This is a genomic window from Curtobacterium sp. MCPF17_002, from assembly GCF_003234115.2.
Lineage (GTDB): Bacteria > Actinomycetota > Actinomycetes > Actinomycetales > Microbacteriaceae > Curtobacterium.
The window spans coordinates 1,623,062-1,634,869 of sequence record NZ_CP126251.1; the positions used below are offsets into that span (position 1 = coordinate 1,623,062).

Genomic DNA, 11,808 nt, shown 5'->3' on the forward strand with positions numbered 1-11,808 from the left:
AGGGATGCCAACCGAGCGGACCATCCACAGGAGCCGACGGACCGACGCGGGGCGTGCCTCCAGGCGGTCAAGGTGGGTACATGACCACCAGCCACGCTCCGATCATCCGACTCGACCACGTGTCCAAGCACTACGGGGACGCCGCACGGCGGGTGACGGCGCTCGACGACGTCAGCGTCGACATCGGCGCGGGGGAGTTCACCGCGGTGATGGGGCCGTCCGGCTCGGGCAAGTCGACGCTCATGCACGTCGCCGCCGGGCTGGACGCCGTGTCGGCCGGCCGGATCCAGATCGACGGCGTCGACATCACCGGGCTCGGTGACAAGGACCTGACGGAGCTGCGTCGTCGTCGCCTCGGCTTCGTGTTCCAGTCGTTCAACCTCGTGCCGACGCTGGACGTCAGCGAGAACATCCGGCTGCCGTTCCTGCTCGGCGGCCACAAGCCCTCGCGCGAGGAATCCGCGTGGATCGACCGACTCGTCGAGATGCTCGGGCTGGGGAACCGCCTGACCCACCGGCCGCACCAGCTCTCCGGCGGACAGCAGCAGCGGGTCGCCATCGCCCGCGCGCTCGCCTCGCGGCCGGCCGTCGTCGTGGCGGACGAGCCGACCGGGGCGCTCGACTCGCGGACCGGGCGCGACGTGCTGCAGATCCTGCGCGGGGCCGTGACCGAGTGGGGCCAGAGCGTCGTCATGGTGACGCACGACCCGGTCGCCGCCGCGAACGCCGACCGGATCCTGTTCCTCGCCGACGGCCGCGTCGTGGGGGACCGTCCCGCGATGGACGCCGCTGCGATCTCCACCACGATGCTCGGGATGGAGGCGGCAGCGTGAACGGCGTCCGCGACTTCTCGCCCACCGTCCTCGTCGCGGCGCTCGGCACCACCTTCGGGTCCGCGCTCGTGATCGCTCCCGGCATCGTGACCGAGGCGCTCGGGGCCGCGGGCTTCGCCGACCTCGCCCCGGTGAAGGCCATCCTCGACGTCGTCGGGTGGCTGTTCCTCGGCATCGCGCTGTACGTCGGCGCCATCGTCACGGCGAACACCTGCGCGACGCTCATCGCCGGTCAGACGCGGATCATCGCGCTCCAGCGGCTCGTCGGGGCCACCGGGGCGACGCTCCGCGCCCGCATCACCCGGACCGGCCTGGTCGTCGGCCTGCTCGGCGGACTCGTCGGCGCGGTCGCGGGGACGGCCCTCTCGGCGCTGTTCGTCGTCGTCCTCCGTGGCAACGGCTTCCTGCCCGACACCACGTACACGCTCGTCCCGTGGCAGCTCGTCCTGCCGGTCGTCGCCGTCGTCCTCGCCACCTGGGGTGCGTTCGGTGTCGGGTCACGCCGGGTCCTCACGGTCACGCCGCTCGAGGCACTGTCGTCGAGCATCGAGCCGAGCCACGACGACGTCCGTTCCGGCACGGCCCGCAGGGTCTGGGCGATCGTGCTCATCGGCGGTGGGGCGGTGCTCATGGTCGTCGGGCTGCTCGGCAGCGCCGTGTCACCCGTGGCGGTCCTGCCGGCGGCCCTCGGCGGCTTCGTGTCCTTCGCCGGGATCGCCGTCGGCGCCACGATCGTGATGCCCCCGGTGCTGTCGCTGATCGGGCGGATCGGGGCGAAGGACCCGGTCGTGCTGCTCGCCGGGCGGAACGCGATGCGGGCGCCGGGGCGGTCCTCGCGGGCCACGATCGGGCTCGTCATCGGGGTCACCCTGCTGGTCACCTTCGCGGTGGCGCTCGGGATGATGCAGCGCGTGCTCGAAGCGCAGCTCCGTGGGCAGCTCCAGGGCGGCAGCCCCGAACAGCTGCAGGGGATGCAGGACTTCTTCGTGCAGGTCAACGCCGTCGTCAGCGTCATCGTCGGGTTCTCCGCCGTGATCGCCGCCGTGGGGGTCGTCAACGCGTTGGCCCTCGGGGTGCTGCAGCGCCGTCGCGAGCTCGGGCTCCTGCGGGTGCTCGGCCTCACCGGCGCGCAGGTCCGCCGGATGATCGTCACCGAGGCCGTGCAGATGGTCGTGGCCGCGGTCCTCACCGGGCTCGTGCTCGGGACCTTCTACGGGTGGGTCGGCGGGCAGACGCTCCTCGGGTCGCTCGGCTCGCCCGGGGCACCGGTGCTGCCGACGATGACGATCGCGATCGTGGTGGTCGGGGCGCTCGTGCTGGCGGTCACCGCGACCGTCGCCCCGGTACGACGAGCGATGCGGGTCCCGCCGACGGAGGCGCTGGCCGTCGACTGACGCCGGTGTGCGCGGTCGGGTCGTCACATGCGACCCGGCCAGTGCTACCGTGGGCAGCGATGTACTCGGCGCTCCTCCTCCTTCGCTGCCGCGACGAGGCCTGACACAACGGCCCACCTCGTCGCGGAGTCCGTCGTGGCCGCACACTCCACCACACGACGAAAGTGCGACACCATGCAGAACACGCAGCGCCCCTCCGGGATGCCGATCCACAAGTACGTCCCCTTCCACGAGCAGATCACCGTCGAGCTGCCCGACCGCACCTGGCCGACGAAGCGCATCGACAAGGCCCCGCGCTGGTGCGCCGTCGACCTGCGTGACGGCAACCAGGCGCTCATCGACCCGATGGACGCCGAGCGCAAGCGCGCCATGTTCGACCTCCTCGTCCGGATGGGCTACAAGGAGATCGAGGTCGGGTTCCCGAGCGCCTCGCAGACCGACTTCGACTTCGTCCGCAGCCTCATCGACGAGGGCGCCATCCCCGACGACGTCACCATCCAGGTGCTGACGCAGGCGCGCGAGCACCTCATCCAGCGCACCTACGAGGCGATCGACGGCGCCAAGCAGGCCATCGTGCACCTGTACAACTCCACGTCGATCGTCCAGCGCGAGGTCGTCTTCCGCACCGACGTGCAGGGCGTCGTCGACATCGCGGTCTCCGGCGCGAAGCTCTGCAAGGCCGCCGAGGCAACGCTGCAGCACGACACGACGGTCTACTACGAGTACTCGCCGGAGTCCTACACGGGCACCGAGCTCGAGGTCGCGCTCGAGATCTGCAACGCCGTGCTCGAGGTCTTCGAGCCGACCCCGGACCGCAAGGTCATCATCAACCTGCCCGCCACGGTCGAGATGGCGACGCCGAACGTCTACGCCGACTCGATCGAGTGGATGTCCCGCAACCTCGCCCACCGTGAGGACGTCATCCTGTCGCTGCACCCGCACAACGACCGCGGCACCGCCGTCGCGGCCGCCGAGCTCGGGTACATGGCCGGCGCCGACCGCATCGAGGGCTGCCTGTTCGGCAACGGGGAGCGCACCGGCAACGTCGACCTCGTCGCCCTCGGCATGAACCTGTTCACCCAGGGCATCGACCCCGAGATCAGCTTCGCCGACATCGACCAGATCAAGCGCACCGTCGAGTACTGCAACCAGCTGCCCGTCCCGGAGCGCCAGCCGTGGGCCGGTGACCTCGTCTACACGGCGTTCAGCGGTTCGCACCAGGACGCCATCAACAAGGGCTTCGACGCGATGAAGGCCAAGGCCGAGGCTGCGGGCAAGACCATCGACGAGGTCGAGTGGGCCGTGCCGTACCTGCCCGTCGACCCGAAGGACATCGGCCGCTCGTACGAGGCCGTCATCCGCGTCAACTCGCAGTCCGGCAAGGGCGGCGTCGCGTACCTGCTCAAGACCGACCACGCCATCGACCTGCCCCGCAAGCTGCAGATCGAGTTCTCCGGCGTCGTGCAGCAGCGCACCGACACCGAGGGCGGCGAGTTCAGCTCCGACAAGATCTGGGACCTGTTCCGCGACGAGTACCTGCCGGCGCCCGTCGACGAGGACAAGTGGGGCCGCTACGAGATCACGAAGACGGCGACGTCGAGCGACTTCGACGGCACGACCAAGCTGTCGGTCGCGATGCGCGTCGACGAGGGCTCGGTGAGCTCGGACGCCGTGGGCACCGGGCCGATCGACGCGTTCCTGTCGGTGATGCGCGACCAGGGCGTCGACGTCACGCTGTACGACTACTCGGAGCACACGATGAGCGCCTCGGGTGACGCGAAGGCGGCGTCCTACGTCGAGCTCGACGTCGACGGGGTGCGTCTCTGGGGCGTCGGGATCGACGCGGACATCTCGACCGCGTCGCTCAAGGCGATCGTGTCCGCGGTGAACCGCGCGGTCCGTGCCGGCGCCGCGTCCGGTGCGGCGGAGCTCGTCTCCGCGTAGGGCTCGTGCCGGGGGTCGTCCCGCGGCGTCCCGCGCGGCGTCCCGCGCGCCTCGGATCGCACCCTCCTGCGCGGCTCGGATCGCACCCTCCTGCGAACATCGCGCCCCGCCACTGCGGGGCGCGATGTTCGTCCCGGGGTGCGACGCGGTTGCCGGCCCCGGGTGGCGAGCGGTGCCGTGGTCGCGTTCCCACCCCGTGAGGTCGCGATCCGCGCCGGTTCCGTGCCGTACGGGCCGCACGAAGTGCGATCTCGGCGCTGGCCGGAGGGGGACCCCTCCGTACGCGGCCGGCAGGCCCGGCGCGCGCGGTGCGCGGTGTCGGGGGAGCGGGGGATACTGGGGGCATGCCGCTGTACCGGGACGAGTGCGTCGTGCTCCGCACCCACAAGCTCGGCGAGGCGGACCGCATCGTCACCATGCTCAGCCGGCAGCACGGCAAGATCCGTGCCGTCGCGAAGGGCGTCCGGCGGACCGCATCGAAGTTCGGCAGCCGGCTCGAGCCGTTCATGGTCGTGGACGCCCAGTTCTACGAGGGCCGTTCGCTCGACATCGTCACGCAGGCCGAGTCGCTCGGGTCCTACGGGGCGCAGATCGTGGCCGACTACGGCGCGTACACCGCTGCGAGCGCCATGGTCGAGACCGCCGACCGCCTCAGCGAAGCGGACGCCGGACTCCAGCAGTACCTGCTGCTCGTCGGTGCACTGCGTTCGCTCTCCCGCGGTGAGCACGTGGCCAGCGCCACGCTGGACTCGTACCTGCTCCGGGCGATGAGCATCGCGGGGTGGGCGCCCTCGTTCTCGGACTGCGCCGTCACCGGAGCCCCCGGTCCGCACTCGGCCTTCGTCGTCCAGCTCGGCGGTGTCGTGGCGGACGGTGCGGCGCCTCCCGGATCGCCGCGACTCGACCCGACGACCCTGTCGCTCCTCGGTTCCCTGCTCGCCGGCGACTGGAGGACCGTCGACGACGCCGACGAACGGTCGAGGTCACGGGCCTCCGGCGTGGTCGCCGCCTACGCCCAGTGGCACCTGGAACGATCCCTCAAGTCCCTGCCGCACGTGGACCGCAGCGAGCACCCCGCCCAGGTCCCGGCCCACGACGGACCCGCGCACGACAGCGTCGCGGCGACGGCCAAGGCGGTCGCGGCGACCCCGGCTCCGGCCGTGCCCCACCCCGACGACCCGGCGGACGACGGACACCTCGCTGCTGCCGACCACCGACACGCCACCGAAGGAACCCCCACCGCATGAGCCCCCGCCGATCCGACGCCGCCGAACCCTTCCGGCCGATCGACTGGACCGGGGAGACCCCGCCCGCGATCCCGCAGCGGTTCGTCCCCCGGCACGTGGCGATCGTGATGGACGGCAACGGCCGCTGGGCGAACGGCCGCGGGCTCACCCGGATCGAGGGGCACAAGGCGGGCGAGGCCTCGCTCCTCGACGTCGTCGCCGGCGGGATCCAGATCGGCGTCAAGCACATCTCGGCGTACGCGTTCTCGACCGAGAACTGGAAGCGCTCCCCGGAGGAGGTCCGCTTCCTGATGGGCTTCAACCGCGATGTGATCCGCCGTCGCCGCGACCAGCTGAACGAGTGGGGCGTGCGGGTGCGGTGGGCCGGACGGCGTCCGCGACTCTGGCGGAGCGTGATCGACGAGCTCGAGACCGCGGAGCAGATGACGGCGGGCAACGACGTGCTGACGCTGACGATGTGCGTCAACTACGGCGGCCGGAACGAGATCGCCGACGCCGTGCGGTCCCTGGCCGAGGACGTCGCTGCGGGGCGGCTCAAGCCGAGTCAGGTCACCGAGAAGGCCCTCGCGAAGCGGCTGTACGTGCCGGAGATGCCCGACGTCGACCTCTTCCTCCGGAGTTCGGGGGAGCAGCGCACGAGCAACTTCCTGTTGTGGCAGTCCGCCTACGCCGAGATGGTGTTCCTCGACCGGCTCTGGCCGGACTTCCGGCGGAGCGACCTCTGGGGCGCGGTGGAGCAGTACGCGCGGCGCGACCGGCGCTTCGGTGGCGCGGTCGACACGCCCACCGCCTGAGGCGGGCCGACGGGCGGAGCCGAGCCGCGCCTCCAGGCCGAGGCCCGTTAGTCTTGCCGGGTACGTTTCCGCACCGGGCACCCAGCTCGGCGACACTGATGGAGTTCTCCTTGGCTCAGCCCTCCCGTCTCGACTCGGTCATCGCCCTCGCGAAAGGCCGAGGGTTCGTCTTCCAGTCGGGGGAGATCTACGGCGGATCGCGCTCCGCATGGGACTACGGGCCCCTCGGCGTCGAGCTGAAGGAGAACATCAAGCGCCAGTGGTGGCAGCGGTTCGTCCGCGGTCGCGGCGACATGGTCGGCCTCGACTCGGCCGTCATCCTGCCCCGCAAGGTGTGGGAGGCCTCCGGGCACGTCGCGACGTTCACCGACCCGCTCGTCGAGTGCCTGCACTGCCACCACCGCTTCCGCGAGGACCACCTCATCGAGGCGTTCGAGGCGAAGAAGAACCGCGCTCCCGAGGGCGGCATGGCCGAGATCGCGTGCCCGAACTGCGGGACCCGCGGCCAGTGGACCGAGCCGCGTGAGTTCTCCGGCATGCTCAAGACCTACCTCGGCCCGGTGGAGTCCGAGGAGGGCCTGAACTTCCTCCGCCCCGAGACCGCGCAGGGCATCTTCGTCGACTTCGCGCAGGTCGTCACGACCAGCCGCATGAAGCCCCCGTTCGGCATCGGCCAGGTCGGCAAGGCGTTCCGGAACGAGATCACACCGGGGAACTTCATCTTCCGGACGCGCGAGTTCGAGCAGATGGAGATCGAGTACTTCGTGCCGCCGGCTTCCGCCGAGGAGCACTACGAGCAGTGGATCGCCGACTCGGTCGTGTTCTTCACCGACCTCGGCATCGACCCGGAGAACCTCCGTCGCTTCGACGTGCCGGACGGGGAGCGCGCGCACTACTCCGACGCCACGGCCGACATCGAGTACCGCTTCGGCTTCGCGGGCACCGAGTGGGGCGAGCTCATGGGGGTCGCGAACCGCACCGACTTCGACCTCAACAACCACATCGAGTCGTCCGGCAAGGACCTCCGCTACTTCGACCAGGCCGCCAACGAGAAGTACGTGCCGTACGTCATCGAGCCGTCGTTCGGTCTCACGCGTGCGCTCATGGCGTTCCTGCTCGACGCCTACCACGAGGACGAGGCCCCGAACGCGAAGGGCGGCGTCGACAAGCGCACGGTCCTCCGGCTCGACCCGCGTCTGGCGCCGGTCAAGGCCGCGGTCCTGCCGCTGTCCCGGAACGAGCAGCTCTCGCCGGTCGCCCGCGGCCTCGCCGACGACCTCCGCAAGTACTGGAACGTCGACTTCGACGACGCCGGTGCGATCGGTCGCCGCTACCGTCGCCACGACGAGATCGGCACGCCGTTCTGCATCACGGTCGACTTCGACACGCTCGAGGACAAGGCCGTCACGGTGCGCGAGCGCGACACGATGTCGCAGGAGCGTGTGGCGCTCGACCAGCTGCAGGGGTACCTGGCGGCACGACTGCTCGGCGCGTAGGCGCGGGGACGTCCTTGGTTGTGCGCCGGGACCGACCCCGGTTGCGCCGGGAACGGCCCCGGTACCCCCGCCGGGAATGGCCCCGGCACCCCCGCGTTGGAACCAGCATGAACGACTCGAGCGTGAACGACTCCGTGAAGGTCGATGTCTGGTCCGACATCGCCTGCCCCTGGTGCTACATCGGCAAGCGGAAGTTCGAGGCCGGCGTCGCCGCCTTCGCGTCCTCGCCCGATGCCCGTCCCGTCGAGGTCGAGTACCACTCCTTCGAGCTGAGCCCCGACACCCCCCTCGACTTCGAGGGCACCGAGGCCGAGTTCCTCTCCCGCCACAAGGGCATGCCCGTCGACCAGGCGCAGCAGATGCTCGACCAGGTCACGGGCATCGCCGCCTCGGTCGGCCTCGCCTACGACTTCGAGGCGATGCACCACACCAACACGGTGAAGGCGCACCAGGTCATCCACCTCGCCAAGCAGCAGGGCAAGCAGCTCGAGATGGTCGAGCGGCTCTTCGCCGCCTACTTCGAGCGCGGTGAGCACGTCGGGCACGACGCGTCGCTCGCGTCCCTCGCCGCCGAGGTCGGACTCGACCCCGACGAGGTCCTCGCCACCCTCCGCGACGACTCGCAGCTCGCGGCGGTGCGCGCCGACCAGGAGCAGGCGCAGGCGTTCGGCATCAACGGCGTCCCGTTCTTCGTCATCGACGGCAAGTACGGCGTCTCCGGCGCGCAGGACCCGTCCGCGTTCGAGCAGGTGCTCACCCAGGTGGTCGCGTTGCGGGAGACGACCCGATGACGGACCTGACGATCTCCGACCAGGGTGCTGCGCGCCTCCAGTCCGTCTCGTGGGTCCCGTCGGTACCGGACGCCCTGACCGGTCTGGACACGCTGTCGGGCCAGAACGCGCTGTCGGGCCAGGACGCGCTGTCGGGCCAGGACGCACTGTCGGGCCAGAACGCAGGAACCGGCCTGGAGGCGCGCCCCGCCTTGCTCACACTCGTCACGTCCGGCGGTGCGCCGGTCTGTGAAGGCGACTCGTGCTTCGTCCCCGGCGCCGAGGGCGCCTGGGCCGAGGTGCCGGACTGACCCGCCGATCAGGCGCGCTGCGGTTCTTCGTCGGTGATGTCGGCGACCGTCGCGCCGTACGCCGTGATGAGGTCATCGGCGTCGACGAAGGCGCTCGCGCCGTGTCGACCGGCACCGAGCGCGACACGGCGACCGGTGATGCGCTCGTCGGCGTAGACCGGCAGGTCGCCCGTCGCGCCGATCGGCGTGATCGTGCCGCGCTCGTAGCCGGAGGCCTCGAGCGCCGTGGCGGCGTCGGGCATCGACAGCTTGTTCACGCCGACGACGGTGCGGAGCTTCTTCCACGCGATGGCGCGACCGCCGGGCACCAGGGCGAGCAGGAAGCCGCCGTCGTGGCGCTTGACGACCAGGGTCTTGACGATGTCGCCCGGTTCGATCCCGAGCAGGGCAGCGGCCTCGTGCAGGGAGTCCGCCGCGGGCCGCTCGGTGACCTCGACCCGGAGGCCGCGGGCGGTCGCGTCGGCGTCGAACCTGGTGGTGGCGTCGGTCGTCATGGGGAGAACGCTACCGGCGAGCACCGACGTGGGAGAATGGGACAGGTATGACGATCACACAAGCCCCCCGGAAGCCCTTGCGCATCGGCCCCATCGAGGTCGACGTGCCGGTCGTGCTCGCGCCGATGGCGGGCATCACGAACATGGCGTACCGCCGGCTCTGCCGCGAGTACGGCGCCGGGCTGTACGTGTGCGAGATGATCACCTCGCGTGCGCTCGTCGAGCGGACCCCCGTGTCGATGCAGCTCATCCAGCACCACGAGTCCGAGACCCCGCGGTCGATCCAGCTGTACGGGGTCGAGCCGAACACCGTCGCCGAGGCAGCGTCGATCCTGGTCGGCGAGGACCGCGCGGACCACATCGACCTCAACTTCGGGTGCCCGGTGCCGAAGGTCACGCGGAAGGGCGGCGGAGCGGCACTGCCGTGGAAGCTCGAGCTCTTCCGCGAACTCGTCACGAAGACCGTGCGCGCCGCCGGGGACGTCCCCGTCACGGTGAAGATGCGCAAGGGCATCGACAGCGACCACCTGACCTACCTCGACGCCGCCCGCATCGCGCGTGACGCCGGCGTCGCGGCCGTCTCGCTGCACGCCCGCACCGCGAACGAGCACTACTCCGGGCACGCCGACTGGTCGGCGATCGCCACCCTCAAGGAGACCGTCACCGACATCCCGATCCTCGGCAACGGCGACATCTGGTCCGCGGCCGACGCCCTCCGCATGGTCGACGAGACCGGAGCCGACGGCGTCGTCGTCGGGCGCGGGTGCCTCGGCCGGCCGTGGCTGTTCGGCGACCTCGCGGCGGCGTTCCGCGGCGAGGGCCTCCGGTACATGCCGTCCCTCGGCGAAGTGGCCGACGGGTTCCGCCGGCACGCCGAACTGCTCGTCGAGTTCTTCGGTTCGGAAGAGCACGGCTGCCGCGACATCCGGAAGCACGTGGCCTGGTACTTCAAGGGGTACCCGATCGGCAGCGACGTCCGGTCCGGGCTCGCGATGGTGTCGAGCCTGCAGGAGATCGACGACCTGCTCGCGCAGCTCGACCACGACGCACCGTACCCGGGCGCCGACGCCGAGGGGCCGCGCGGTCGTGCCGGTCACCCGAAGCGCACCGCCCTGCCCGACCGCTGGCTCGAGTCGCGCGACGTCGACGCTGCCTTCCGCCAGGTCCTCGCCGCCGCCGAGCTGCACCACAGCGGCGGATGAGCGCCACGTCCTCGTACGGGCCCGCCGACGCCGAGCGCTGGCTGCCCGAGACGCACGGCAACCGCCGGTCCGACTTCGCGCGCGACCGCGCCCGGCTGCTGCACTCCAGCGCACTCCGACGCCTCGCCGCGAAGACCCAGGTCCTCAGCCCGACGACGGGGCTCGACTTCGCGCGGAACCGTCTGACGCACTCGCTCGAGGTCGCGCAGGTCGGCCGTGAGCTCGCCGACCAGCTCGGGCTCGACCCCGACGTGGTGGACACCGCCTGCCTCGCGCACGACATCGGGCACCCGCCGTTCGGGCACAACGGCGAGACGGCCGTGAACGCCTGGGCCACGGGCATCGGCGGGTTCGAGGGGAACGCGCAGACGCTCCGGCTCCTCACCCGGCTCGAGCCGAAGGTCTACGGGCCGCGCTCCGGCGCGACCGGCGACCGTCCGTACGGGCTCAACCTGACCCGAGCATCGTTGGACGCCAGCTGCAAGTACCCGTGGCCGGCCGCGCAGGGCGTGTCCGAGGCATCGTCCGGCCGCACCAAGTTCGGCTTCTACGACGACGACCACGACGCCTTCGAGTGGCTGCGCGCGGGTGCTCCCCGTCGCCAGCGCTGCATCGAAGCGCAGGTGATGGACCTCTCCGACGACATCGCGTACTCCGTGCACGACTTCGAGGACGCCGTCGTCGCGGGCTTCATCGACGTCGCGGCGCTGGGTGATCGTGTCGGCGAGAACGACATCGTGTCGGCGATGCACGCCTGGGTCGGGTCGGACCTCAGTCGTGACGAACTGCTCGAGGCGTTCGACCGGCTGCGGTCGCTGCCGCTGTGGATGACGTCCTACGACGGCTCCCGGCAGGACGCGGCACGGCTGAAGAACCTCACCTCGCAGCTCATCGGGCGCTTCGCGCGCACGGCGACCACCGCGACGCGCGAGTCTTACGCGTCCGGGTCCCTCGTCCGGTTCGCGGCCTCGGTCGTGACGCCGCCGGAGATCATCGGGGAGATCGCCGTGCTCAAGGGGATCGTCGCGGCGTTCGTCATGACGCACGGCGACCGGCAGCCCGTGTACGAGGAACAACGTCGGATCCTGACCGAACTGCTCGACGCACTCGCGGCGAGCGGCAGCGCCGACCTCGAGCCGGGGTTCGCCGCTGACTGGCGTGCCGCGAGCGATGACGACGGTCGGCTGCGTGCCGTGGTGGACCAGGTCGCGAGCCTCACCGACCAGGGGGCGCTCGCCTGGCACAAGCGGCTCGTCGTCGGCGAGCACGAGGCCGTCCACATCCCCGTCTGACCGGGCGCACCCACGCCGCTCGGTCGGGGGG

At 71.1% G+C, this 11,808-nt stretch carries 10 protein-coding genes and 1 pseudogene; 10 read left to right on the forward strand and 1 reads right to left on the reverse strand.

From position 1 onward, the window contains the following. Positions 1-80: 80 nt before the first annotated feature. The 8 genes and pseudogenes from DEJ28_RS07600 to DEJ28_RS07635 all read left to right on the forward strand — a co-directional run bounded on the left by DEJ28_RS07600 (position 81) and on the right by DEJ28_RS07635 (position 8,789). The gene (locus DEJ28_RS07600; RefSeq protein ID WP_111116289.1) at positions 81-833 is read left to right on the forward strand and encodes an ABC transporter ATP-binding protein; all 753 of its coding nucleotides are present in this window, start codon (positions 81-83) and stop codon (positions 831-833) included. Next, positions 830-2,227, forward strand: a complete 1,398-nt coding sequence (locus DEJ28_RS07605) for an ABC transporter permease (RefSeq protein ID WP_111116287.1) — start codon at positions 830-832, stop codon at positions 2,225-2,227. Before DEJ28_RS07600 ends, DEJ28_RS07605 begins: the two co-directional genes overlap by 4 nt. Before the next feature lie 174 nt (positions 2,228-2,401). Then, on the forward strand, positions 2,402-4,171 hold the full coding sequence (gene leuA / locus DEJ28_RS07610) for a 2-isopropylmalate synthase (RefSeq protein ID WP_111116285.1): 1,770 nt from the start codon (positions 2,402-2,404) through the stop codon (positions 4,169-4,171). Positions 4,172-4,515: 344 nt separating this feature from the next. Continuing rightward, positions 4,516-5,238: pseudogene (recO, locus tag DEJ28_RS07615) on the forward strand (DNA repair protein RecO); the annotation flags it as partial. 176 nt (positions 5,239-5,414) lie between these two features. After that, positions 5,415-6,212, forward strand: coding sequence for an isoprenyl transferase (locus tag DEJ28_RS07620; RefSeq protein WP_111116283.1), 798 nt, complete (start codon positions 5,415-5,417; stop codon positions 6,210-6,212). Between the two features lie 110 nt (positions 6,213-6,322). Beyond that, a complete protein-coding gene (locus DEJ28_RS07625; RefSeq protein ID WP_258368121.1) occupies positions 6,323-7,708 on the forward strand; it encodes a glycine--tRNA ligase in 1,386 nt (461 codons plus the stop codon). Positions 7,709-7,830: 122 nt separating this feature from the next. Further along, complete coding sequence (locus DEJ28_RS07630; protein ID WP_111116327.1) at positions 7,831-8,499, forward strand: DsbA family oxidoreductase; 669 nt, start codon at positions 7,831-7,833, stop codon at positions 8,497-8,499. Beyond that, positions 8,496-8,789: a hypothetical protein gene (locus DEJ28_RS07635; protein WP_111116279.1), complete on the forward strand. Its 294-nt coding sequence runs from the start codon at positions 8,496-8,498 to the stop codon at positions 8,787-8,789. Before DEJ28_RS07630 ends, DEJ28_RS07635 begins: the two co-directional genes overlap by 4 nt. Before the next feature lie 8 nt (positions 8,790-8,797). Here the strand turns inward: DEJ28_RS07635 and DEJ28_RS07640 are convergent, their stop codons facing one another. Beyond that, positions 8,798-9,283, reverse strand: coding sequence for an aminoacyl-tRNA deacylase (locus tag DEJ28_RS07640; protein WP_111116277.1), 486 nt, complete (start codon positions 9,281-9,283; stop codon positions 8,798-8,800). A gap of 47 nt (positions 9,284-9,330) precedes the next feature. On the opposite strand from DEJ28_RS07640, the gene dusB reads away from it, so the two are divergent. Beyond that, positions 9,331-10,485, forward strand: a complete 1,155-nt coding sequence (gene dusB, locus DEJ28_RS07645) for a tRNA dihydrouridine synthase DusB (RefSeq protein WP_111116275.1) — start codon at positions 9,331-9,333, stop codon at positions 10,483-10,485. Then, a complete protein-coding gene (locus DEJ28_RS07650; RefSeq protein ID WP_111116273.1) occupies positions 10,482-11,777 on the forward strand; it encodes a deoxyguanosinetriphosphate triphosphohydrolase in 1,296 nt (431 codons plus the stop codon). Before dusB ends, DEJ28_RS07650 begins: the two co-directional genes overlap by 4 nt. Positions 11,778-11,808: the final 31 nt, after the last annotated feature.

Bases quoted from the DNA above. Each gene is read 5' to 3' on its own strand.
- DEJ28_RS07635 (WP_111116279.1), top strand. From the start codon at position 8,496: ATGACGGACCTGACGATCTCCGACCAGGGTGCTGCGCGCCTCCAGTCC.
- DEJ28_RS07640 (WP_111116277.1), bottom strand. From the start codon at position 9,283: ATGACGACCGACGCCACCACCAGGTTCGACGCCGACGCGACCGCCCGC.
- dusB (WP_111116275.1), top strand. From the start codon at position 9,331: ATGACGATCACACAAGCCCCCCGGAAGCCCTTGCGCATCGGCCCCATC.
- leuA (WP_111116285.1), top strand. From the start codon at position 2,402: ATGCAGAACACGCAGCGCCCCTCCGGGATGCCGATCCACAAGTACGTC.
- DEJ28_RS07650 (WP_111116273.1), top strand. From the start codon at position 10,482: ATGAGCGCCACGTCCTCGTACGGGCCCGCCGACGCCGAGCGCTGGCTG.
- DEJ28_RS07600 (WP_111116289.1), top strand. From the start codon at position 81: ATGACCACCAGCCACGCTCCGATCATCCGACTCGACCACGTGTCCAAG.
- DEJ28_RS07620 (WP_111116283.1), top strand. From the start codon at position 5,415: ATGAGCCCCCGCCGATCCGACGCCGCCGAACCCTTCCGGCCGATCGAC.